General features: G+C 70.8%; 22 protein-coding genes. 15 read left to right on the top strand and 7 right to left on the bottom strand.

The annotated features are described in order from the left end of the window. Window positions 1-218 precede the first annotated feature (218 nt). The 3 genes from ABZT03_RS06295 to ABZT03_RS06285 form a co-directional block, all read right to left on the bottom strand. A complete protein-coding gene (locus ABZT03_RS06295) occupies window positions 219-1,160 on the bottom strand; it encodes a hypothetical protein (RefSeq protein ID WP_356034242.1) in 942 nt (313 codons plus the stop codon). Window positions 1,161-1,229: 69 nt separating this feature from the next. Next, on the bottom strand, window positions 1,230-1,643 hold the full coding sequence (locus ABZT03_RS06290) for a DUF3224 domain-containing protein (RefSeq protein WP_356034239.1): 414 nt from the start codon (window positions 1,641-1,643) through the stop codon (window positions 1,230-1,232). A gap of 853 nt (window positions 1,644-2,496) precedes the next feature. Then, a complete protein-coding gene (locus ABZT03_RS06285) occupies window positions 2,497-3,246 on the bottom strand; it encodes an SDR family oxidoreductase (RefSeq protein WP_356034237.1) in 750 nt (249 codons plus the stop codon). 271 nt (window positions 3,247-3,517) lie between these two features. Between ABZT03_RS06285 and ABZT03_RS06280 the strand changes: the two genes are divergently transcribed. The 3 genes from ABZT03_RS06280 (at window position 3,518) to ABZT03_RS06270 (ending at window position 5,811) form a co-directional block, all read left to right on the top strand. Next, complete coding sequence (locus ABZT03_RS06280) at window positions 3,518-4,078, top strand: hypothetical protein (RefSeq protein WP_356034234.1); 561 nt, start codon at window positions 3,518-3,520, stop codon at window positions 4,076-4,078. Between the two features lie 533 nt (window positions 4,079-4,611). Further along, the gene (locus ABZT03_RS06275) at window positions 4,612-5,235 is read left to right on the top strand and encodes a superoxide dismutase (RefSeq protein WP_356034231.1); all 624 of its coding nucleotides are present in this window, start codon (window positions 4,612-4,614) and stop codon (window positions 5,233-5,235) included. Between the two features lie 195 nt (window positions 5,236-5,430). Continuing rightward, window positions 5,431-5,811, top strand: a complete 381-nt coding sequence (locus tag ABZT03_RS06270) for a PASTA domain-containing protein (RefSeq protein WP_356034229.1) — start codon at window positions 5,431-5,433, stop codon at window positions 5,809-5,811. 994 nt (window positions 5,812-6,805) lie between these two features. Here the strand turns inward: ABZT03_RS06270 and ABZT03_RS06265 are convergent. Continuing rightward, window positions 6,806-7,225 carry an ATP-binding protein gene (locus ABZT03_RS06265; protein WP_356034226.1) on the bottom strand — a complete coding sequence of 140 codons (420 nt, stop codon included), beginning with the start codon at window positions 7,223-7,225 and terminating at the stop codon, window positions 6,806-6,808. 621 nt (window positions 7,226-7,846) lie between these two features. Here ABZT03_RS06265 and ABZT03_RS06260 point away from each other — a divergent pair. The 5 genes from ABZT03_RS06260 to ABZT03_RS06240 are packed head-to-tail and all read left to right on the top strand — an operon-like array spanning window position 7,847 to window position 13,380. Further along, window positions 7,847-8,863: a GlxA family transcriptional regulator gene (locus tag ABZT03_RS06260; protein WP_356034223.1), complete on the top strand. Its 1,017-nt coding sequence runs from the start codon at window positions 7,847-7,849 to the stop codon at window positions 8,861-8,863. Beyond that, window positions 8,860-10,677, top strand: coding sequence for a thiamine pyrophosphate-binding protein (locus ABZT03_RS06255; RefSeq protein WP_356034221.1), 1,818 nt, complete (start codon window positions 8,860-8,862; stop codon window positions 10,675-10,677). Before ABZT03_RS06260 ends, ABZT03_RS06255 begins: the two co-directional genes overlap by 4 nt. After that, window positions 10,649-11,302: an SRPBCC family protein gene (locus ABZT03_RS06250; protein ID WP_356034218.1), complete on the top strand. Its 654-nt coding sequence runs from the start codon at window positions 10,649-10,651 to the stop codon at window positions 11,300-11,302. Before ABZT03_RS06255 ends, ABZT03_RS06250 begins: the two co-directional genes overlap by 29 nt. Further along, the gene (locus tag ABZT03_RS06245) at window positions 11,299-12,318 is read left to right on the top strand and encodes a ketoacyl-ACP synthase III family protein (RefSeq protein ID WP_356034215.1); all 1,020 of its coding nucleotides are present in this window, start codon (window positions 11,299-11,301) and stop codon (window positions 12,316-12,318) included. Before ABZT03_RS06250 ends, ABZT03_RS06245 begins: the two co-directional genes overlap by 4 nt. 3 nt (window positions 12,319-12,321) lie before the next feature. Beyond that, window positions 12,322-13,380, top strand: a complete 1,059-nt coding sequence (locus ABZT03_RS06240; RefSeq protein WP_356034212.1) for a histidinol-phosphate transaminase — start codon at window positions 12,322-12,324, stop codon at window positions 13,378-13,380. Window positions 13,381-13,550: 170 nt separating this feature from the next. On the opposite strand, the gene ABZT03_RS06235 is transcribed toward ABZT03_RS06240, so the two are convergent. Both ABZT03_RS06235 and ABZT03_RS06230 read right to left on the bottom strand, forming a co-directional pair. Continuing rightward, entirely contained in the window at window positions 13,551-15,314 is a 1,764-nt protein-coding gene (locus ABZT03_RS06235) for an FAD-dependent monooxygenase (protein ID WP_356034210.1), read from the bottom strand. A gap of 196 nt (window positions 15,315-15,510) precedes the next feature. Then, the gene (locus tag ABZT03_RS06230; protein WP_356034207.1) at window positions 15,511-15,987 is read right to left on the bottom strand and encodes a nuclear transport factor 2 family protein; all 477 of its coding nucleotides are present in this window, start codon (window positions 15,985-15,987) and stop codon (window positions 15,511-15,513) included. Window positions 15,988-16,265: 278 nt separating this feature from the next. Here ABZT03_RS06230 and ABZT03_RS06225 point away from each other — a divergent pair, with 278 nt between their 5' ends. The 4 genes from ABZT03_RS06225 to ABZT03_RS06210 all read left to right on the top strand — a co-directional run bounded on the left by ABZT03_RS06225 (window position 16,266) and on the right by ABZT03_RS06210 (window position 18,484). Beyond that, window positions 16,266-16,811, top strand: coding sequence for a dihydrofolate reductase family protein (locus tag ABZT03_RS06225; protein ID WP_356034204.1), 546 nt, complete (start codon window positions 16,266-16,268; stop codon window positions 16,809-16,811). 236 nt (window positions 16,812-17,047) lie between these two features. Next, window positions 17,048-17,815: a hypothetical protein gene (locus ABZT03_RS06220; RefSeq protein WP_356034202.1), complete on the top strand. Its 768-nt coding sequence runs from the start codon at window positions 17,048-17,050 to the stop codon at window positions 17,813-17,815. A gap of 149 nt (window positions 17,816-17,964) precedes the next feature. After that, window positions 17,965-18,315: a hypothetical protein gene (locus ABZT03_RS06215; RefSeq protein WP_356034199.1), complete on the top strand. Its 351-nt coding sequence runs from the start codon at window positions 17,965-17,967 to the stop codon at window positions 18,313-18,315. A 22-nt stretch (window positions 18,316-18,337) separates the two neighbouring features. After that, complete coding sequence (locus tag ABZT03_RS06210) at window positions 18,338-18,484, top strand: hypothetical protein (RefSeq protein ID WP_356034197.1); 147 nt, start codon at window positions 18,338-18,340, stop codon at window positions 18,482-18,484. A 37-nt stretch (window positions 18,485-18,521) separates the two neighbouring features. Here the strand turns inward: ABZT03_RS06210 and ABZT03_RS06205 are convergent, their stop codons facing one another. Further along, window positions 18,522-19,523 carry a LacI family DNA-binding transcriptional regulator gene (locus tag ABZT03_RS06205; protein WP_356034699.1) on the bottom strand — a complete coding sequence of 334 codons (1,002 nt, stop codon included), beginning with the start codon at window positions 19,521-19,523 and terminating at the stop codon, window positions 18,522-18,524. Window positions 19,524-19,895: 372 nt separating this feature from the next. Here ABZT03_RS06205 and ABZT03_RS06200 point away from each other — a divergent pair, with 372 nt between their 5' ends. The 3 genes from ABZT03_RS06200 to ABZT03_RS06190 all read left to right on the top strand — a co-directional run bounded on the left by ABZT03_RS06200 (window position 19,896) and on the right by ABZT03_RS06190 (window position 23,213). Beyond that, window positions 19,896-20,822: a sugar ABC transporter permease gene (locus ABZT03_RS06200; RefSeq protein WP_356034194.1), complete on the top strand. Its 927-nt coding sequence runs from the start codon at window positions 19,896-19,898 to the stop codon at window positions 20,820-20,822. 4 nt (window positions 20,823-20,826) lie between these two features. After that, window positions 20,827-21,786: a carbohydrate ABC transporter permease gene (locus ABZT03_RS06195; protein WP_356034192.1), complete on the top strand. Its 960-nt coding sequence runs from the start codon at window positions 20,827-20,829 to the stop codon at window positions 21,784-21,786. A gap of 89 nt (window positions 21,787-21,875) precedes the next feature. Continuing rightward, entirely contained in the window at window positions 21,876-23,213 is a 1,338-nt protein-coding gene (locus tag ABZT03_RS06190) for a sugar ABC transporter substrate-binding protein (RefSeq protein ID WP_356034189.1), read from the top strand. Window positions 23,214-23,338 lie beyond the last annotated feature (125 nt).

The following is a 23,338-nucleotide window of genomic DNA, read 5'->3' as shown; positions in this document are numbered from 1 at the left end:
GGCCTTCGAGCGGGCTTCGAGCGAAGAATCCGGGAGCTGGCCCGGCGAGGCTGGGGCCTGGTCCTGGTGGCCCGGCGAGCCGAGCGGCTCGCCACGCCGGCCGCGAAACTCGGCGATGCCACCGCGGTGGAGACCGTCGTGGCGGATCTCGCGCACTGGTCGCAGCAGGGTTGCCGGCAGCGCCGTCGCCCCTCAATCCGACTCGGAGAGACCGGGGGTCAGGAGGCCAGGGGTTGCCAGTGGTCCTGCGTCTCGGGGTCGACGGTGCTGCGCCACACCAGCTCTCCACCGACGAGTCCGGGTTTGTCCCGCGTGGCCAGGGCCGGCGCTTGGAGCATGTCGGCAGCCTCTTCGAGATAGGTGACCAGCGTGTCGAGCTCTTCGCCGTAGGCGTCGTTGTAGCGGGACCAGCGGCCCAGGTAGCCGGTCGAGGCGTCCAGGTACAGTCCCGAGGTGCTGTCAGCCGGGCCGCGCGAGACGACGGGAATCCAGGTCGCCTTCCACACGGTGATCCGATCCTCCTCCTGGCGACGGGCGTTGTCCACGTCCTCGCGGGACTGCGCGTCCATGCTCCGCCGGTAGAACGCGGCCACGGCGTCCAGAGGCATCAGGGCCTCATTGCCCGGAAGGCACCCCCGGCCGTCCCCCGCCGTCAGCATCCACAGGGCGCGCAGCTCGACAGGTATCCGGGTGTCGAGGTCTCCTTCCAGGGCGGCGACGGCGGCCGGGCCGGCACCGGCGCGGAGAGCGGCGTAGGAGTCCGGGGCGTTGTCCTTGAGCCAGCCGGTGACGCGCTGCCAGGCATCGGCGATCTGCCGCACGGCGAGGGCGGTCGCGGCGGGATCGGCGCGCAGGCCCTCGTCTCGGCCCAACTCCTGCGTCTGGTCCTCTTCGTGGGCCGGGGGCTCGGTGGTGCGCGCCGGTTGCAGGAAGCGGATCTGGATCAAGTCCGGCTCGCGGACGTAGCCGACGGCCAGGTCGGGGCAGTCGTCGAACATGTCGCCGTCGACCATCACGGTGAGAACGCCGGGCAGCTCCGAGGGCCGCCCCATGCCCGGATCATCCACCAACTGCCCGGCCAGCGCTTTCAGGGCGTACGGGACGCCGGCCCCGAACCGGGCGGCGGTGTCGCGTACGAGCGGGTCGATCTCGACGTTCACGATCTGTTGCTCCTCGCTGGTCGACGGGGCTTCAAGGGCGGCGGGCTGCGTCCCGCACGTCGAGGGTCATCACGACGCCTCCAACTCGTAGTCGAACCAGACCCGATGGGTTCCGTCCGCGTCGACGGCCAGTCCTCCGGCGCCGGAGATTCCCGCCAGCTCCTGCGTGCCGCTGGTGGGCACGATGGTGAAGAACTCCGCCGTACGATCGCTGCCGGACGTCGTCGCCGAGTGCACGAAGTTGAAGGCGCCGGTCCTGCCGCGCAGCGAGCCTTCGAACGACTCCATGGCCACATAGGTGCCCACACCGGTCTCCTGGTCGAACGCGGCGGTGAACAGGGTCGCCGAGCGGCCGGTGACCTCGCCCTCGAAACGCTTCTCCATCGTCGCCACCCCCACGGGCAGCCCGGTGGGCACAGCCGGGTCCGGCTTCAGCTCGGTCGGGACGAACGCTTCCACTGTGAACGTGCCTGCTGCTCTCATGGAACGACCGTATCGGTGCGGTCTGACAATGCTCGGTCGGTGACGCGTGGCGTGCATCCATCTCCTCGAGGCCTATGGCGCGATGAGGCAATCCAGGGTCTCGTCAACCGCGGATCACGAGGCAGGTCCACCAAACCGCATTTACACCGAGGCGCACGCATGGCTCGATGCCGGTGGTCTCTGCGATCTTGTCGTCCTCCGGCGGCCAGAACTGGGCGTACCAGTGCCGCAACGCCCGGAGCCTCGGAACACCGCACACCATTCATACGGCATGGTCGGCGCCGGATACGGCGAGCGGATGAGTTGATCCGGGACTTACGCCCCCGCGTGTACTTCGTGCCGTACGAGGAGTTGCCCGAGAAGGAGAACGCCCGGCCGGCCGCGCAAGGGCGGGCTTCCGTCGCTGCCGGCGGGCGTCGAGTGGCCCGAGGGCTGGTAAACCGCTCCTGCTGACCCTCGACTGCGCGGCCCTGCCTTCGTGAGGTCCCGGACATCGACCTGCCGGCCGAGGGGTCGCTGCTGTTCTTCTCGAACCTGTCCTGTCCCCCGGAGAGGGTGGACCGCTTCGAGGACACGGCCCGCAGGACCGCGGACGGCGGCAAAGGGGTCGGCTCCGCCATCCAGATCGGCGGCCACTCCGACCCGTGGGACATGCCGCCGGACGAGGGTGAGTAGACACTGCTCGTTCAGATACCGGGACAGGCCGTCGACTACGGCGGGTTCGTACTGAACCTGATCGTCGGCACCCGCGAGGACATCGCCGCCGGACGCTACGAGACGCTGCGACACGACCAGCAGTGCTGAGGCGGTGACGACAGGTCGGCCGCCCGTGGCTCTCCCCACCGCCCACCCGTCAACGCCCGAGCGCAGCGCCTCCGTTGAGGTGCAGGAGTTGGCCCGTCATGTAGGCCGCCGCCGACGAGGCCAGGTAGAGGATCGCGGCCGCGACGTCGGAGGGGCGGCCCGGCTGCCCGGTCAGGGTCTGGCCCACGCGGGCGGCCACGAACTCCGGGGTCGCCCGGTCGCCGAAGAACTCCGTGTCGCCGACGAATCCGGGAGCGACCGCGTTGGCGGTGATCCCCTCGGCGCCGAGGCGCTGGGCGAGGTCGTAGGTGTACGTGTTGATCCAGCCCTTCGACCCGCCGTACGAGCCGGGACCACGCAGCGAGGCGATGGAGGAGAGCTGCACGATGCGACCGCCCGGGCGGCGGATGTGGGGCAGCAGCGCTTCGGTGAGCAGGACCGCGGTCAGGACGTTGGCGTCGAAGTTGGCCCGGTAGCTGTCGGCGACCGACTCCAGGGTCCCGTCGTGCGCGGGAGCGACGTTGCCCCCGGCGTTGGCGACGACCACGTCCAGGGGAGTCTCGTCGGCGACGATGAACTCCGTCGCCCCACGCACCTGTTCGGGCAGGGAAAGGTCGGCGGCGTACCAGGTGGCCGTGCCCGCGCCGTGGCGGTCGTTCAGCTCCTCGGCGGCCTTGCGCAGCAACTCCTCGCGGCGGCCGAGCAGCACGACCCGGTCTCCCTCCGCGGCGAAGAGCCGGGCCGTCGCCAGCCCGATCCCGGTCCCGCCGCCGGACACCACCACGCGTCGCTGGGTCACGACCACTCCCCCTGTCCTTGGATGTGAACGCCGGTCATGTGTACGTACGAGGCGTGACGCTACGGAGGCCACCTCGCGCCGTCAAGGGCCATGACCGAGCACGGGCCCAGGCAGGCGGCCACCCGAACGTCGCACTCGCGCCGTCGCCCGGATCGGCCCGTCCCGGCACTCCAGCGCTCGCTCCTCCAGTCTCGTCTTGGTGCATCATCAGCCGTACCCGCTAGGGCAGTTGGCGACAGGCAGGCGGCCCACCACCCGATTTGGAGCACCGTTGCCCCTCACCTCTTCGTCGGTCGTCAGCCGCGCCGTGCTGGCAGTGGCGACGCTTCCCCTGCTGGCCACGTCCCTCAGCGCGTGCTCAGTCGCCGGTGGTGACGGCTGCCGCGGTACGGACCCCGAACTCAGCCGGCTCGCCGCACAGCCGCTCCTCGCGGCAGCGCCCGCCCACGCCACAGCGCCGGCCAACTACCGGGGCGCCGGCGTGATGACCGGCTGCGACGACGACAGCAGCGGAGCGCCCTGGCTGCACGCGGACCGCGTGTACGCCGTCCCCGGCCGGCCCGCCGCCGTCATCGCCCATTACACGAAGACGGCGGCGGCGGCCGGCTGGCAGCTGGAGAGGGATCCTGACGCCTGGGCAGCGCCCGCGACCGTGGAGGGCGCCTGCTGGACCAGCACCGAGCAGGGCCGGCACCTCCTGCTCAGCGTCAACTTCCACACAGGAGGCTTCTCACCCCGACCCAGGCCGGACCCGAAGACCCGCACGGGTCTCGTCTACGTGGTATCGGTCGGCACCGAGCGGGACGGCGACGCGGCCACCTGTTGGCAATAGGGCTTGCTCGGCGGACTCCTGCTCATCATCCTCAGCCAGGTGCTGCCGCTCCTCCGACGCCCGGACCGTGTCGATCCTCCCGTCGCATGACGCCGGCGCATCACGGCGGGAGTCAAGCGCGAGTCGGCGCGGTGTCCGCGGTACCGAGCGGCTGCTCGCTGCCGTCGACGCCCACGATGAAGGCGGCGTCGAAGCTCCCGTCGAGGTGAGCACCGGGCTGGAAGTGAGCAGCGCGGCCGGGGCTACATCCACACGGCGCGTCTGAGTTCACCGCCGCAACCCACCGTGCACTTCGACCTGCGGGAGGTGGGCTCCACGCGGGGCAGGGTCGGCCGGGACCGGCGGACGCCGGGTGAGGAGACGATCACCCTTCGGGACGGCACGCACCAGCACCCGTACCGCGCTCCCGAAAGCTGACGGGCCGACCCCGCCATCCATCATGTTGCTGCATGTTTCTCGCTGTTGCAAGTTATTTGCAATAAGTGGCTAGGGTGTCTCCTGACGATCACCCGACCAGAGAGGGGCCATGCCTGATGGGCACCTACGAGCTTCCCGACCTGCCCTACGACTACGCGGCGCTGGAACCGGCCATCACCGGGCAGATCCTGGAGTTGCACCACGCCAAGCACCACGCCGCCTACGTCAAGGGCGCCAACGACACCCTGGAGCAGATCGCCGAGGCGCGCGCCAAGGACCAGCTCGTGCCGACCGGGTTGGTCGGTCTGGAGAAGACGTTCGCGTTCAACCTCTCCGGCCACGTCCTGCACTCGATCTTCTGGCAGAACCTCTCCCCCGACGGCGGCGATCGCCCCGACGGAGCGTTGGGCCAAGCCATCGACGAGCACCTCGGCGGCTTCGAGGCGTTCAGGAAGCAGCTCACCATGGCCACCACGAGCGTGCAGGGCTCGGGCTGGGGCGTGCTCGCCTGGGAGCCGGTCGGCCGCCGCCTGATCGTGGAACAGGTCTACGACCACCACGGCAACGTCGGCCAGGGCACCACCCCGCTGCTGGTCTTCGACGCCTGGGAGCACGCCTACTACCTGCAGTACAAGAACGTCCGCCCCGACTACGTCACCAAGCTGTGGGACCTGGTCAACTGGGATGACGTGGCCGCCCGTTACACGGCTGCGGTCGGCGTCCGTCCGGCGTCCGCCTGATCAAAGGTGGGCCGGGAGCCCCCGCCGGATCCCGGCCCACCGGGCGGGGGAACAGGCTCCGGCGGACCGCGCATGATCTGCTGATCTGCGGAAGCGGCAGGACGGCCGGTTACCTCGCCCGGCGTATGGCGCCCGACGTGGACCGCCCGCCACCCTGGGTGCGGCACGTAACGCACCATTCACGGGGAGTACTCCATGCACCACGTCCGCCCTCGCCCCTGCCTTGTCCGCCGCGCCGCCCTCGCCATCACCGCACTGCTCCTCACCTGCGGCCCGCTCACCGCCTGCCAGGGCAACGACGACGACGCGCCCGCACCGGCACCGACCACCGTCGCCACGTCGCCGACGACCGACGGCAAGGCGAGCCCCACCGCCGCGCAGGGCATCGTCCCCGACCTCACGGGACTCACCGTCGCCGACGCGCGCGGTCGGCTCGCCGAACTGGACTACGGCATGGCGTTCACTGACGACTCCCAGATCGGTGACGACTCCCTCAAGGTCACCGCCCAGTCCCCGGCCCCCGGCGCCGCCCTGAAGACGGGCGCCACCGTGACGCTCACGGTCCCCGGCCGGTGAAGCCGTGATCACCGCCTGTCGAGCAGGCCCAGAACGGGAGTTGCGGGAACAGTGCGCCCCATGAGAGGTGCCGGCGCTGTCAGAGGTGTCGCCTGGGATCGCCCGCGATCGGGGCGGGATTCCAGGGGACAGGGGTGTCATGGGTTTGACCTCGCGGTGTGGTTCGAGCAGACGCGTCCGTCGGGCGCCGAAGCACTGCGGACGTACGAGCGGTTGTGCGGAGGTGCTTCCGGGGCGGCGGTCGGGCATCCGGCGGTGGCGCGGTTCCACAGGGCGCTGGTCGCGGAGTTTCCCGAACTGCCGGGCGACGCGGGCGCGATGGCCGATGCGGCATCGCCGTGCTCGGCAGGCTGGGCGTCTCCGGGGAGCATGTCCTGATGGCGATGGGATGGGGTCGCGTCGCGGTCGCGGCTCCCCGGGTCGTCGAACTGGCCGGTGAGCACGGCCTCGTCTGCTTCACCCGCAGGCAGGGGTGGTGCATGTCCCGCCGGCCTGCGCGGGCAGAGGGCGCTGCGGCTCGACTCGTGCACCGGCCTGGCGGTGGAGGATTCGGATCCGGCGACGGTCGAGCGAGCGGTGCGGGGGCTGTCGGCGGACAACTGGTTCGTCATCCTGGAGGGGAGCGGCGAGCGGTATGTCCAGGTGGGCGCCGGGGCGCGGGCCGGGGTGGAGCCGGGATTGCTTCGGTGTCGAGCACCGAGACGGTTCGGCGGATCGCCACTACCGGTGTCCACTGCGCGATCTCGACCAGGTCGCCGCCGTGTTCACGGACTTCGCACGCGGGGCGCGGACCTGGAGCGTTGAGGCCGAGTGGGAGAAACTCGCGATGTAGAGGCCGAAGCGGCCCGGGCGAGCAGGCGGCCGTCGGAGTGCCGGCCGTGTGGCGCACGGACTCCTGACCTCAGCCGTCCGGCGCCTGCCGGGTCGCGGCAGGCCGACACCCGCCAGCTCGCAGCAGGCCGGCACCCGTCAACTCGCAGCCGTCCGGCGCCCCTCAGGTCGCAGCAGGCCGGACATGAGGGCTGAGTTCGGCCCAGACCGTCTTACCGGTGTCGTCCGGCGTGACACCCCAGCGCTGCGTGAGTTGTTCCACGATCCGGATGCCGAAGCCTCCGGGCTCGGCGGCGTCCGCGGTTCGCATTCGGGGCCAGCGGGGACCGCGGTCGCTGACCGCGATCCGGAGCATCCGCCCGTTCCAGCTGAGCCGGATCACGGGCGAGCCGGCGCCGTGCCGGATCGCGTTGGTGATCAGCTCGGAGACCAGCAGTTCCGCGGCCTCGATGATGCGGTGCTGGCGCAGCGGGTCACCGAAGCCCTGCACACACGCCCTGGCCCAGTCCCGGGCCGCGGCGATGCTCGCGGCGACGGCCGGGAAGCGGGAAACGCACTGGGCGACGGACGGTCTGGTGGTCATGAATTTCCTCCCCGCGGCCCGTTGCTGCCGTTGCTGCCTGCCGGTCGCGGCCGGGCTGTCCGCGACCGACGTCCCCTGACAGTCGGTTACCCGAATCTCAGCTTTGCACCACCCTCCGTGGGAAACGATCGGGAGATCTCGTGAAGAAAGGGCCTCGCTTTACCGCCGCACTCCGGAGAACGACACGAGCCGCGCTCAAACCGCGTCGCCTTCAACCATTTACATTGAAGATTGCCCGCTACAACCTTCCGACGGCTCGGACCTCATCGCCCCCTCCCCGGTGAAAGCGCTTCCCCGCATGGTGGGGGCGAGTTCGGTCCCTGACCGGTGACGCCCGGCCGCACGAAAGTGCGGTTGACGTGCATCACCGCGCGGTGGGTCATCGCGGACGATCTCCGACCGGCCGCCGTAGGACACGGCTTTCCCGCTCTCCGGATCAAGCCGCCGGCCACCCGGTAAAACCAGCCAGCGCGTTGTGAGCCGCCTCACCCGCCCCTTTCCCGGCCGGAACTTGAACTGCCTGGTCAGTTCGCGTTTTCGGTAGTCGTCGACCGAGCCTTGGCCGGATACGTCAATAATCTGGCATTGCAGCCAGTGCCACGCCCGATACAGGGTGTGATCGTGTTTGAGCGACGTGTTGTTGTGGTGGTGTACGCGGGCGCACTCGCCCTGGACATCACCGGACCGATTGAAGTGTTCGATACCGCCAACCGGCTTCTCCCCTCACCGGGCATGCCCTACCGGATCGACCTCGTCTCCGCCGACGGCCCACGGGTACGCACGAGTTCGGGTGTGATCGTGGAAGCCCTGCCGCTGGAGGCTGCGGACGGACCGATCGACACGCTCCTGGTGCCGGGCGGGTGGAGTCTCAACCGCGCCCTCCAGGACCGGGCGCTGCTGTCCTGGATCCGCCGTGCGGCGGCCCGCTCCCGCCGGGTCACCTCCGTGTGCGGTGGGTCCTTCCTGCTCGCCGAGGCCGGCCTGCTCGACGGCAGACACGCGACCACGCACTGGGCGTACACGGACGCGATGGCCTGCCGCTACCCGGACGTGACGGTGGACGCGGAACCGATCTTCGTCTGGGACGGCCCCTACGTGACGTCGGCCGGTGTGTCGACCGGGATCGACATGGCGCTGGCTCTGGTGGAGGCCGACCACGGCGCGCCACTGGCGCTGGAGGCGGCACGGTTCCTGGTGCTGTCCCTCAAACGGCCCGCGGCGCAACCGCAGTTCAGCGCCGTCCTCGACGCCCAGCTGGCCGACCATCCGCCGATCCGGGCCGCGCAGGAGTGGATCCTGCACAACCTGCACAACCCGCTGCCCGTGGCCGACATCGCCCGGCGCGCCAACATGAGCCTGCGCAACTTCGCCCGGGTCTTCCGGCGCGAGGTGGGCGCGACCCCCGGGCAGTACGTCGAACGCGAACGCATCGCCCGCGCCCGCGAACTGCTCGAGACCACCGATCTGACCATCAGCCAGATCGCGCGGCGCTGCGGTTTCCCGGCCCCCGAGACCTTCTTCCGCTCCTTCGGACGAACCCTGGGCCTCACCCCCAAGCAGTACCGGCACCGCTTTCAGCTCATCTCACCGTCCGGCCTCACCGACCGTCACCACGAGACGGACAGGAGCCCCGTATGACCACCACGACCTCGGACACCCCCAGGTCAGAGGCGATACGCATGGTCGACTACCTGGCGGGGGAACTCGCCCGGTCGGGTGTCACCCACCTGTTCGGCGTCGGCGGCGCGAACATCGAGGACCTGTACGACGCCGTCCACCGCGGCGGCGCGGTCCGCGGCGTCGTCGCCAAGCACGAGTTCGCCGCCGTCACGATGGCCGACGGATACGCCCGCACCACCGGGCGGCTGGGCGTCGTCGCCGCCACCTCGGGCGGCGGCGCGATGAACCTCGTCCCGGGCCTGGCCGAGGCGCACGCCTCCCGGGTGCCCGTGCTCGCCCTGGTCGGACAGCCGCCGACCGGCCAGGAGGGCCGCGGAGCGTTCCAGGACTCCAGCGGCAGGGCGGGCTCCTTCGACGCCCGGGACGTCTTCGCCCCGGTATCCCGGTTCTGCGCCCGGGTGGACGACGCCGACGCGCTGCCGGAGCTGTTGCCCCGCGCCCTGGCCGCCGCGCAGACCGGTCCGCGTGGGCCCGCCGTACTGCTGCTGCCCAAGGACGTGCAGCAGACGGAGTTCCACCCGCCGGGCCGCCCCGCACCGACCCGTGGTGCGCCGTTGTCGACGGAGCGCCTCGACACCTCGGCCCTGGCCGCCGTGGCGGACACCCTGCGCGGGTCCCCCCGGGCGCTGATCATCGCCGGGGAGGACGTCGGCGCCGCCGACGCGCGCGCGGAGCTGGCCGAACTGGCCCGGCGGCTGGGGGCGTGGGTGGCGGTGACCCCCGACGCCAAGGACGTCTTCGACAACCGCGATCCCCGGTTCGCCGGGGTCGCCGGAGTGATGGGCCATGCCAACGTCGAGGACTGCCTGCGCCGGGCCGACGTGTGCGTGCTTGCCGGCACCCGGCTGCCGCTGCTGGCCCGCGGCGGACTCGACCAGGCCCTGACAGACACCGACGTCGTGTCCCTGGGACCGGAGCCGCCGTTCGTGAAAGGCACCGCGCTGGGCGGTGACCTGCGCCAGGTCCTGCGCGCGGTGACCGACCGGCTCCCACCGCTCCCCCGCCCCTGCCCGCCGCACTCCGGCCCGCTTCCCACGCCCCCGCCGGGCCCGGTGTCGCGGATTCCCGGGCGTACCGTCCCCTACGCCGACGCGGTCGCCGCGGTGGACGCCGCGCTCCCCCACCACGCTCACGTCTTCGTGGACGCCGGCAACACGGGAGCCAGCGCGATCCATCTGCTGCCCGCGCCGCGAGAGGGCCGTTTCGTCGTGGCGCTCGGCATGGGAGGCATGGGCTACACCTTCGGCGCCGGCATCGGCGCCGCGCTCGCCACCGGCCGGCGTACCTACGTCCTCGCCGGCGACGGAGCCTTCTTCATGCACGGGATGGAAGTGCACACCGCCGTGGAGCACTCCGCACCCGTCACCTTCGTGATCTTCAACAACAACGCGCACGCCATGTGCGCGGTGCGTGAGGAGTTCCTCCAGGGCGGGGGCCGCGACGACGACCTGTTCGCCCCGACCGACATCGCCGCCGCGGTGGCCGCGGCCTTTCCGTCCCTGGACGTCACCGGCGCGGCGGACGCGGTCCACCTGCGTGAGGCGCTGCTGCGGGGCAACGCGGGCGGGGGCCCGGCGTTCGTCGCCGTGGACTGCGACCCCCACGAGATCCCGCCGTTCCTCCCCTTCCGGTCCTTCCAGCGACGCACCCCGGCCGACGCGGCACCCCCGGGCCCGCGCGCCGGCGAAGCCACCGAGCCCACCGACAGCCCTGAAGCGACAACCGAGAGCAAGGAGTGCCCCCATGAGCGAGGCGTCGTCCACGTTGGCTGACATCCCCGGCCTGATGCGGATCGAGAACCCCGGCAGGGAGGAGCTGACCGCCCACTGCATGGACCTCACCCACGCCGTCTACCCCCACGACCAGGTCTACGGCCAGTACTGCACGATCCACGCCTACGTCGACTGCCCTCCCGACCAGGCCTACGACTATCTGCGCCAGGGACACCACCTGGAGGAATGGACGTGCAGCCTGCGGGACTTCGCGCCCTCCGGCACCCCCGGCCTGTGGGTGGGCCGCGACCGGCTCGAGGACGACACGGAGATCTACTGCGAGGTCGTCGCCAACCCCGACGCGCTGACCGTGGACTACCACTGCTCATGGGACCAGGGCGACAAGCTCTGGATGATCTACCTGATGAGGGTCGTGCCGGCGGCGCTGGTGCTCGACAAGCCGGGATCGGTGATCACCTGGACCAACTGCCGGCACCCCTACTACGACGACAACCCGCACCCCGAGAAGGCTCCGCGCCCCGACCGGGCCTGGGTCGGCGACTTCTGGGACCTCTTCTACGCGGGACACACCGTGGAGATGAACAACCTCAAAGCGATCCTGGAGTACCGCCACCGCAACGGTCTGCCCGTCAGTGTGGCACCGTCGAAGGCGGTGGCCCGGTGACGACGGTCAGCCTCACCGACGTCGCGAGCTACCTGCCCGGCGAGCCGGTTCCCGCCGCGTTCTACACCGACTACCCCGGAGCCGAGGACAAGCTCCGCGACCACCCCATGTTCAAGGTGCCGCCGGCCCGGCACCATGTCGCCGCCGACGAGACGAACGCGGACATGGTCGAGCGGGCCGTACAGCCCCTGATCGAACGCCACGGCAGCCACGAGATCCGCGGCGTCGACGTACTGCTGGTCCACAGCCAGCTCCCGGACCTGCCGTTCGTGGGCGCCGGCACCGAGGTGGCGCGCCGGCTCGGGCTGAGTCCGGAGTGGCTGGTCGACGTGGCCAACGCGGGCTGCGCGTCGTTCGTGTACATGCTGAAGCTGGCCCGGCAGATCCTCGCCACCACCGACGCGAAGACCGCGCTCATCTGCAACGCGCAGAGCGCGGCGGGCCAGTGCTTCACCCAGTCCGAGGTCCGCAGGCTCGCCCAGGCCGCGATCCCGGGCGACGGCTGCGGCGTGGGTTACGTGACGACGTCGGCCGACAGCCCGGTCCTCGACGTGGAGACACGGCACATCGCCGCGTACGCGGGGGACATGACGGTGGCGCTCGACGACGGCCGCAAGTACTGGGAGCCGGGCGAGTCCCAGCTCCGGATCGGCTTCACCGACGCGAGTGTCGCCAAGGTGCTGGCCCGTGGGAACCGCCTGGTCCCCGAGGTGGTCACGGAGCTGTGCCGGCGCCTGGGCGTCGCGACCACCGACATCGACGCCCTCATCACCAACCAGCCCAACCGCACGTTCCTGCGCAACTGGCGGGAGGCGCTGCAACTCCCCGCCGAACGGCACCTGAACACCTTCGACGACTGCGGGAACCTGTTCGGCGCGGCGATGCCGGTCACGCTGGACCGCGCGATCCGCTCGGGGCAGGTCGAGGACGGTGACCTGGTGGTGCTCGGGGGCTTCGCCCACGCCGGTGACTTCGCCGGCGCGGCCGCCGTCCGCTGGCGCGGCGGGCGGGGCTGACCGATGGACATCCCCGTACTGCACCGGCTGGCCCTCAACGAGAGCCCCTTCCCCCCGCTGCCCTCGGTACGCGAGGCGATGCGGGCGGCTGTCGCCGAGGCGCACCGCTACCCGCAGTTCCACCCCGACGACCTCACCGAGCGGATCGCGGCGTGGTGCCGGGTGCCGCCGGCCCGCGTCGCGGTCGGCAGCGGATCGGTGGGCGTGGCCCTGCAGTTGCTGCACGCGGTCGTCGAGCGCGGCGACTCGATGGTCTACGCCTGGCGCACCTTCGACGCGTATCCCCTGCTGGCGTCCATGGTCGGCGCCCGATCCATCACGGTGCCCCTGTCCCCGGACGGACGGCAGGATCTGCCCGCCCTGCTGGCGGCGCTCGACCACCGCACGCGCGTCGTGGTGCTCTGCAATCCGCACAACCCCACCGGAAGCCTGATCACCGCGGACGATCTGGTCGACTTCCTGCGGCGCGTCCCTCCACATGTGACGGTGCTTCTGGACGAGGCGTACGTGGAGTTCGCCCGAGACACCCGACTGCCCGACGCCCTCGCGTTGTTGGACGCGCATCCCGGTCTGCTGGTCCTGCGCACCTTCTCCAAGGCCTACGGGCTGGCGGCCCTGCGGGTCGGTTACGGAATCGGCTCCCCCGACCTGGTGGCGCGCGTCCGCCGGCAGCAACTCCCCTTCGGCGTCAACTCCGTGGCGAGTGCTGCCGTGGAGGCCTCGCTGCGGGCCGGTGATGAGCTGGAGCGGCGGGTGGAGAGCGTGACCGCCGAACGGGAGCGGTTACGTCGGCAACTCGTCACCCTGGGTTGGCGCATACGCCCGAGCCACACCAACTCGCTCTGGCTGGCCGCACCCGACCCGGTCGAGGACGGCGCCGCCGCACTCGCCGCCGCCGGGGTCCAGGCACGCCACTACCCCGGCGAGGGCATACGGCTGACCGTCGGCAGCCGGGAGGCCAACGACGCCGTGCGCACCGCACTGGCGGCGGTGGGCCGGGACAGGATGTCAGGCGGTGACGCGGTGAGCGTCGCCCGCTCCGGCGGGGTGGTGAGGGCGTAGAGCCGTACACCTGGACTCCGGCGGGCGCCCGCCGGGGTCCAGGTCGGCGCGCCCACCCGCGACCGGCGCCCCCGGGCGATGGGCAGCGCAGGCAAAACGCCTCGTCGGCGGGCCGGTTGACCCGCGACCCGCCCAGCGGACAGCTCGCTGACCTCGTTCACCTCCGCCGTTCAAGCGGGCATCGACAGAACCGCGAGGTAGTCGGACACGGCGGTTCCCGCGTCCGCGAGGGGGAATCTGGTGCCGAGTTGGCCATCGGGGCGGATGACGAAGCCGGTTGAGCCGTCGGGGCGGTAGAGGCGGGCGAACTCTCCGGCGGTGTCGGCGTATCCCGGCACGGGCAGGGTCTCGGACGCGGTGGGTGGGGCTTCGCGGGCGAGGACGGCGATGGTGTGCAGGGCCGTACAGGAACGTGGGTGGTCCGAGGAGTTCGCGCCGGCGTCCGGCGTCAACGGCGCGCCGGCGGCCACCGTGTCCCCGGCCGCCGCGCCGGCCTCCGTTGCCCCGCTCGCCCGGCGCGCTTCGACCGCCCCGCTCGCCTCGGCGGCCTTGGTCAGTTCCGTGGGGTCGGGCGCGTAGAGGAGCATGACGTGCCCCGTGTGGCCGCGCAGGACGTCGAGGAGGCGCATCGGGTAGGCCGCGAGGGCGGTGGTCAGCCCGGCGCAGTCCGGGGCGCGGTCACCGGGCCCGGGTGCGTCGGCCGGGCAGTGGGGGCTGCCGGCGAGAGGACCTTCGCGGTAGCTCACCAGAAGTTGGGCCTCGCGGAGCATGAGGGTTCGCGGGGTGTCGGGGTCGGCGTCGAAGCCCTGGGTGGCGTGCCGCACCGTCCGGCCGACGACCTCCTCGCCGACGGGGCGCCGCTCGGCGTCGTAGCTGCTGAGCAGTGCGGGTCGCGCCTCTCCCCGGACGACGAGGGCCAGCTTCCAGGCCAGGTTGCAGGCATCCTGGATGCCGGTGTTCATGCCCTGGGCGCCGGTGGGCGGGTGGATGTGCGCGGCGTCGCCGGCGACGAAGACCCGGCCGTCGCCGTAGCGGTCGACGATGCGGTGACTGATACGGAACACCGACGCCCACCGCAGCCGGGACAGGACGGCCGGCCTGGGCGCCAGCCGGTCCACGACGGCCTGGATGTCGGACAGCCGGGGCACGACACCCCCCTCCAGGCCGTGCGCGACGCCGCTGTCCGGTGCGGCGCCCCGGCCGGTGTTCCGCGTGGACAGTTCGGGCGGGACCAGCATCGACATGCGGTAGCGGCCGTTGCCGGGCAGCGGGATGCAGACCAGCCCGTCGTCGGTCGAACCGTCGTCGGCACGATGGCTGGACCGTACGCCGTATCCGTGCGGAAGATCCCAGTCGGTCTCGACGTCGGCCAGCATGTACTCCTCGGGAAACGCGCTGCCCTCGAAGGCGAGCCCGAGTTGCTTGCGTACGGTGCTGTGCGCTCCGTCGCAGCCGATCAGGTAGCCGGCGCGGACCTCCTCCTCGGCGCCGGAGGCGGTGCGCAGCCGGGCGGTGACGCCGTCGGGGTCCTGGGTGAAGGACAGCAGTTCGGTGCCGCGTTCGATGACCGTGCCCCATCCGCCGACGTAGGTTTCGAGCAGACGCTCGGTCTCGTACTGCGGCAGCGCCGCGAAGTGGTACGGCACCTCGGGCGGCAGCAGGAGATCGATGCGGCCCTGCTCCCGGCCGTTGACGTAGGTCAGCTGGCCGCGCAGCGGAGTGGCGGTCTCCAGGACGGTGCGGGCCAGACCCATCCGGTCCCAGATCTCCAGGGTGCGCGGCTGGACGCCGACCGCCTTGGCGTACGGCAGCCGGGCCGGCAGCCGGTCGACGAGACGGCAGCGCACTCCGCGCCGGCAGAGCTCGGCGGCCGCACTCAGTCCGACCGGACCGGCGCCCGCGATCAGTACGTCGGTGGTGCGGGTGTGCGCCACGGGTGCCTCCCAGTGCCTGGCCTCGGACCGGTCCCGTAGTTCATGGTCACCCGGGAGACCCCGGAGAGCGAGCCGGGCCGCGGCTGCCGCCACGGTGCGCGACGGCCCGGTCCCGGCTCGTGTACGGGAGGCCACGCGGGGTCGCGCGCACGACGGCACACCGCGCGCGGGCCGGCACGGGGCGTCCCGGATCCGGTCAGGTCCGACGGGGACCGTCCAGCCGTTCCGTCGGCCCGCCGAAGGCAAGGAAGAGGGTCCGTGTCGCGAGGAGCCAGGTGCCGTCGATCCTGCGGAACGTGTCCGCGTAGTGGCCGACGTTCGCCGGCAGCGGGGGTGCGACCAGCGTGCCCTCGGTATGGCCGTCGACCCGGTAGGTGGCGAAGTAGGTGGTCGCCGCGGCCGTGTCCGGCGAATCGAGCGTGACCAGGACGTTCGTGCACATGCGGCGCGACAGACGGTCCACCGGCCGGGATCCGAAGTACGCGCGCAGGGCCTGGCGGCCCACGATCCGCCGCTTGTCGCAGGGCCACTCCCAGACACCGTCGGGGGTGAACAGGTCGGCGACCGCGCTCGGCTCACCGAGGTCGAGGCGACGGACCAGCTCGAGTATCAGGCGTTCGCAGGCGCGTTCCGCGAGGAAGCGTTCCAGGGGGTCGAGATCACCGGTGGTCATCGCCTCTTCCTACCAGTCCCGCCGTCCCGTCCACGACCGGTTTACCCGGCCCAGCGGTCAACACCCGCCGCTGGACGGCCGTATGGCCGGCAGGGTCCCGAGGTGACCGCCGCTCGGCCGACAGCCGGCGCTGTCACGGCGCTGCGGTAGCCGCTCCGCACCGCCCGGCCGTCGTAACCCGCCGCGGACGAGTCAGTACGGACGGCTCGGTCGTCCACCGATGACTTTCGGAGCTCCAGGAAGTCTTCACCTGCACACCGAGACGAACGGAGCATCCGATGGGCAAGGTGCTGTGGCATCTGATGATGTCGTTGGACGGATTCGTGGCCGGCCCGCACCACTCGATGGACTGGATGTCCGGGACGAAGGTCACCCCCGGTGTCCACCAGGAGTCGATCGCCGGCCTGGGGGCCGTGCTGGGCGGCCGCCGTGGATACGACGCGGTCGCCGAGCGGCATCCGGGCCGGGCGAGCAGGCAGCCCTACGGCGGGGCCTGGAGCGGTCCGGTGTTCGTGCTGACGCACCATCCCGAGGACGCGATCCCGGACGACGGGGTCACCTTTCTCGACTGCGACGTGGCCGAGGCGGTGGAGATCGGACTGGCCGCGGCCAACGGCAGGGACCTGGAGATCCACGGCCAGGACATCGCCCGCCAGTGCGTCGAGCGCGGCCTGATCGACGAGTTCTCCGTCCATCTCGCACCGGTCATGCTCGGCTCGGGGGTGCGACTGTTCGACAGTCCCGGTGTCGAGCCGGTCCGCTGGGCCCGCATCCACGACGGCGACCCCGCGCTGGCCGTGGACCTGCGCTACCGGCCGGCCTGAGGATCCGGCGCCCCACGACCACGAGGTTCACCGTCTCCCCATCCCCACCGGACGACCCACGGCCGCGACGTCTACCGTCCGAGAGCCACAGCCAACTCGTCGGCTCCGCTGTCTCGTTGCCTTGGTCCGGCAATCCCGGCCGGTGACGCGCTGCCGGGAGTGGGTATGGGCCGCCGTCGGCCGCCGTGTTCGAATCCACCTGCGGAGCGGCGAGGTCTAGGTCGGGGGGATGCACGATGGGATCGGCATGGCGCCGGGTCGGCGGGAGCGTGGCGTTGCTGTCGCTCGCGGTTCTGGTTCTCGTCGTGGGGGTGATGAGTGCCCGCGGGTTCCGCGGAGCCGTCGAGCGGGAGCGGGAGTTTCGGGCCGCACCGATGTGCGTCTCCGTCCCGGTGAAGCCGTCGGGTTGTCGGTGGGAGCAGGACTTCACCGTGCGGAAGGCGGACCTGCACCGCGGAAGGCGGGTGACGCCGGAGGCCGAACTGTCACTGCCCTCCGGCGCGTTGTGGACGGTGACGTTCCCACGGACGGAACCGGTCCTGTCGGAGATGGCCCCGGGCGAGAACGCCGTCGGCCTGATCTGGCACGGGCAGATCGTCGAGGTGCGGGACGCCGAGGGGCGGCTACAGCAGACGTCGGCGGGGCCCGCCGGGGGGCCGGAGGACCGCCTCAGCGGCGCGCTCGCCTGCATCCCCTTCGGCCTGATCACGCTGGTCGCAGGACTGTGGTCCCTGGTCGCACCGCGCAACCGGCGTCACGCGAGAGCAACAGCCGTCGTGTGGTGGCACGGCGTCGGCATAGGCGTCGCCGCCCTCCTCACGTCCTGGGCACAGGCCGCCAACGACTGGCCGATGTGGGCGATCCCGGCGGTCTGGGCGCCATTCGCGCTGCTGCTCCTCGCTTCCATGGTGGCGTTCGTCATGGCCGCTCTCCGCGGTGACTTCGAGGACACCTCGTCCTCCCCCACGACCGACGCCCCCGCTCCTCCGCCCTCCACGGTCTGACCTGACCGGTCAGGAGGGCAGCGGGACCGGAGAGCGGGGCCCGGCGGGGATCACTGCTCCGACCTCCGGAAAACTCCTGGTCCGCGACTCGCGGGCGCCGGTATCGTCCAGTCTCCCTACCAGACGTACCTACTCGGAGAGTTACCGCGATGACCAGCCGGCCTACGACGACCCTGTGGCGGCCGACCGGCCCCAAGGAGCTGGATCTGGTCCGTGAGCTCGAGTGGCGCGCCTGGCCGCCCCGGCTGCCCGAGCAGCCGATCTTCTACCCCGTGCTCAACGAGGACTACGCGATCAGGATCGCGCGTGACTGGAACGTCAAGCACGACGGAGCGGGCTTCGTGACCCGCTTCGACGTCGACTCGGACTTCCTGTCCCGCTACCCCGTCCGACAGGCGGGCGGAGAGACGATCCTCGAACTGTGGGTTCCGTCCGAGGAGCTCGACGAGTTCAACACGCACATCGCCGGCACGATCCGAGTCGTCCACACCTTCAGCTGAGCACCGGGCGACCGTCCCGGTCGTGGACATCGCCTCCCCGGCCAACCACGACTTCCGCCGCCCCGTCGGCGCGATCCCGGTCGCCTGCGGGGACGACCTGGTCGAGCGAGCCGCGGGGCGAGCTGGTGCTGGCGGTCTCCGGACCGCCTCTCCGGACGGCCTCCCCTGAGCGGCCCTCCGGAGCGTGCGCGGATGTCGGAGCCGTCTCAGGCCCCCGTCCCGTGCCCCTTCGGCGGCGCCGTACTGGACCGCGGCACAAGGCGGGTGGGTACGAGCGTCGTCCCGCGCTGTGCTCCGCCCAGGCGCATGTTGCGCAGCACCGCCTCGACGCAGAGGCGGCCCACCTCGGCGAAGTCCTGGTGCAGGGTGGTGAGCGGGGGAAGGAAGGAGCTGGCTTCGGGGATGTCGTCGAAGCCGATGACGCTGACGTCCTCGGGCACCCGCCGCCCGCGTTCGTGCAGGGCGCGCAGCAGGCCCAGGGCCATCTGGTCGTTGGCCGCGAAGACGGCGGTGCACTCGTCCCGGGCGGCGAGTTCGAGGCCTGCGCGGTAGCCGGACTCCGCGGACCAGTCGCCTCGGACGAGGGGTGGGATGGTCCGGCCGGCCTCGATGAGGGTCGCGCGCCAGGCGTCGGTGCGGCGCTGCGCGGCGAACGACCCCTCGGGGCCGCCGAGATGCCATACGGTCCGGTGCCCGAGGTCGAGCAGGTGCTGTACGGCGGTCCGGGTGCCGCCGCTCTGGTCGGTGTCGACGACCGTGTACCGGTCGCCGGCGTCGGAGTCGACGACCACGACCTGGACGTGCGGTGGCAGCGTGACGGTCGCCGCGTCCAGGAGGTGCACCTCCATGATGACGATGACCGCGTCGACCGCGAGTTCCTCCAGCCGGGAGAACGCGCCCCGCACCTCGTCCTGGGTGGGCATGGCGACCGGCAGCAGGGTCACCGCGTATCCCTCGGCCGCCGCGGAGGTGGCGATCGCCTCCAGGGTGCGCACGTTGCCGGTGGTGGACAGCGTGAAGGTGATGACGCCTATGGTGCGGAACTCGCCGCGCTTGAGTGCGCGGGCCGCGCTGTTGGGGCGGTAGCCGAGCTCCTTCATGGCGGCGAGCACCTGGCGGCGGGTCTCCTCGTTCACCCCGGCGTAACCGTTGGAGACGCGGGACACGGTCTGTGAGGACACGCCCGCCAGCTGGGCCACGTCCGCCATGGAGGCGCTGGCCCGGCCGCCGCCGCGGGTGCGCGCGGTGGCGGGTTTCGGACCGTCACCCGGCGCGCCGGCGGGCCCGCACACCGCTTCCGCGGCCGGTCCGGGTCCGTTCGTCGGCGTTCTTCCGGACGTCTCCACTCGCTGTCCGCCACCTCTCCACCGCTGCCCACGTCACGGTTTACCCAGGGGACCCTTGACCCCCGTCAACGGGACAGTGTAGACATGCCGCCATCAGATGTTTACGTAAACATAACAGCTCCCGGCTTTTTCGGGACGATGGATGTTTGCGTAAACATCGAGGTGGTACGGCCCACGCGTCGAACGTCCGGCCGTGCACCACCGGTTCCGGAACGTGAACGAGCGAGGAACGACATGACGACGCTGCAACCGCCGGTGGCCGCCGAGCCGCGGCCGGCACCGCCTCCGGCGAAACGGGACCGCCGCTCCTGGACGGGATGGGGTTTCATCGGTCCCTTCGTGGCCGTGTTCGCCCTGGTCTTCCTGGCTCCGATCGTGTACTCGATCTACCTGAGCCTCTTCCGCGACCAGCTCATCGGCGGGAACACCTTCGTCGGCCTGGACAACTACACCCAGGCCCTCAAGGACGACCAGTTCTGGGCCTCGCTCGGCCGGGTCTCCCTCTTCCTGTGCGTGCAGGTCCCGGTCATGCTCGGCATCGCCCTGCTGGTGGCGCTGGCACTGGACAGCGGGCGCCTCTACGGCAAGAGCTTCTTCCGGATCACGATCTTCCTGCCGTACGCCGTGCCCGCAGTGGTCGCCACCCTGATGTGGGGCTTCATGTACGGCACCAAGTACGGCCTGGTCGGCGACATCAACGACGCCTTCGGCGTCACGCTGCCCGACCCGCTCTCCCCGCACCTGGTGCTGGCCTCGATCGGCAACATCGTGACGTGGGAGTTCGTCGGCTACAACATGCTGATCTTCTACTCGGCGCTGCGCGTCATCCCGACCTCCCTGTACGAGGCGGCGGAGATCGACGGCGCCGGCCAGATCCGGATGATCACCGCGATCAAACTGCCCGCGATCCGCGGCGCCCTGGTCATCGCGACGATCTTCTCCATCATCGGCAGCTTCCAGCTGTTCAACGAGCCGAACATCCTGCGGCCGCTGGCGCGCAACGCCATCACCACCGACTACACCCCGAACTTCTACACGTACTCGCTGTCCTTCAACGGCCAGCAGCAGAACTACTCCGCGGCGGTGGCCATCATCATGGGCCTGATCACGATGGTGATCGCCTACGTCGTGCAGCTGCGCGGCATGCGCAAGGGAGCGTGACCCGATGAGCACCCACGTCACCACCACCTCCCCCACCCCGCCCGCCGAGGCAGCCCGCGCCGGCGCCGCCGCCGGCAACGGCGCGCCCCGGCTGCGCACTCCGCGCCGGCACTCCCCCGGGCGGCCCAAGCGCAGCGTGCTGCTCACGGTACTGACCGCGCTGGTGGTCCTGTACACCGTCGTACCGCTGATCTGGCTGGTCATCAACGCCACCAAGACCCAGTCGGGCCTGGCCGATTCGTCCGGGCTGTGGTTCGCCCACGACTTCGCCCTCTGGGACAACATCCGCGACACGTTCACGTACCACGACGGCATCTTCGGGCGCTGGCTCCTGAACACGGCGATGTACGTCGTACTCGGCGCCGGTGGCGCCACTCTCCTTGCCGTGCTGGGCGGCTACGCGCTTGCGAAGTTCGACTTCTTCGGCAAGCGCGGCGTCTTCGCCGTGGTCATCGGTGCCGTCGCCGTCCCCGGCACGGCGCTCGCGGTACCCACCTTCCTGATGTTCAGCAAGATGGGCCTGACCGACACCCCCTGGGCGGTCATCATCCCGTCGCTGGTGTCGCCGTTCGGTCTGTACCTGATGTGGGTCTTCGCCACCGAGGCCATCCCGACCGAACTCCTGGAGGCGGCCCGCATCGACGGAGCCGGCGAGGTGCGCACCTTCTTCCAGGTCGCCCTGCCGCTGCTCGCCCCCGGTCTCGTGACGGTCCTGCTGTTCACCACCGTGGCCACCTGGAACAACTACTTCCTGCCGCTGATCATGCTCAAGGACTCCGACTGGTATCCGCTGACCCTGGGCCTGAGCGCCTGGAACTCGCAGGCGGAGACCATCGGAGGCGATGTGATCTACAACCTGGTCATCACCGGCTCACTGATCACCATCCTGCCGCTGATCGCCGCCTTCCTCCTGCTGCAGAAGTACTGGCAGTCGGGACTCTCCGCCGGAAGCGTCAAGGAGTGACCTCGCGTCCCTCCGGCCGGCCCCCCAGCCCCACGTCCGTTCATCCCCACCCTCACCTGTCCCACCCACGAAGAAGCGGAAGCACCTCCATGCGCAGAAAGACCGGCCGCATCCTGCGCGGCCTCGCTCTCCTGTCCACCCTCGCCCTGGGCGCCACCGCCTGCGGCGGCTCGGACGACAGCTCCGAGCAGAAGCAGGTCTCGGCCGGAGACATCCAGGCAGCCCTGCAGAAGGGCGGGACGGTCTCGGTCTGGGCCTGGGAGCCGACGCTCAAGACGGTCGCCGCCGACTTCGAGAAGAAGTACCCGAAGGTCAAGATCAACCTCGTCAGCGAGCGCTCCGGCGACAAGCACTACACCGCCCTGTCGAACGCCATCTCCGCCGGCAAGGGCGTCCCCGACGTCGCCCAGGTCGAGTACTTCGCGCTGGGCCAGTACTCCCTGACCAAGGGCCTCACGGACCTGTCCGCGTACGGCGCCGACAAGCTCGCCTCCAAGTACACCCCGGGCCCGTGGAACGCGGTCAGCGACGGCAAGGCCGTCTACGGCCTGCCGATGGACTCCGGCCCGATGGCGCTGTTCTACAACAAGAAGGTCTTCGACAAGTACAAGATCAGCGTTCCGACCACCTGGGACGAGTACGTCGAGGCGGCCCGCAAGCTGCACAAGGCCGACCCCAAGGCCTACATAGCCGCCGACGCCGGCGACGCGGGCCTCACCACCAGCCTGCTGTGGCAGGCCGGTTCGCGCCCCTACAAGGTCGACGGCACCAAGGTGAAGATCGACTTCGCCGACGCGGGCGCCAAGAAGTACACCGAGACCTGGCAGAAGCTCATCGACGAGAAGCTCGTCGCGCCCATCTACGGCTGGACCGACGACTGGTACAAGGGCCTGGGCGACGGCACCATCGCCACCCTGCCGAGCGGCGCCTGGATGCCGGCCAACTTCGCCACCGGTGTGAAGAACGCCTCCGGTGACTGGCGAGCGGCCCCGATGCCGGCCTGGACCAAGGGTGACAAGGCGAGCACGGAGAACGGCGGCAGCTCCCTGGCGCTGCCCGCGCTGGGCAAGAACAAGGAACTCGCCTACGCCTTCGTCGAGTACGCGAACGCCGGAGACGGTGTGCAGACCCGTGTCAAGCAGGGCGCCTTCCCGGCGACCACCGCGGAGCTGAAGTCCACCGAGTTCCAGAACACCAAGTTCGACTACTTCGGAGGCCAGCAGGCGAACAAGATCTTCGCCGAGTCCGCCGCCAACGTCGCCTCCGACTGGTCGTACCTGCCCTTCCAGCAGTACGCCAACTCGATCTTCAACGACACGGTCGGCAAGGCCTACGTCTCCGGCACCAAGCTGGCGGACGCGCTGAAGTCGTGGCAGAACGCCTCGATCAAGTACGGCCAGGAGCAGGGCTTCACCGTCGAGAAGTAGCAGCAACCGAGCAGGAACGCCGGGCGGGGGGGGGCCCGCGCCCCGCCCCCCCCGCCCCCACCCACACCCCCCGCCCAAACTACAAACAAGCCAAGATAAAACAAAAACAAAGAATATAAAAGAAA

This window comes from Streptomyces sp. NPDC005574 (genome assembly GCF_040605435.1).
In the GTDB taxonomy this organism is placed as follows: Bacteria; Actinomycetota; Actinomycetes; order Streptomycetales; family Streptomycetaceae; genus Streptomyces.
Note: the sequence above shows the minus strand (reverse complement) of the source record. Positions and strands in the feature narration are given on the sequence as shown.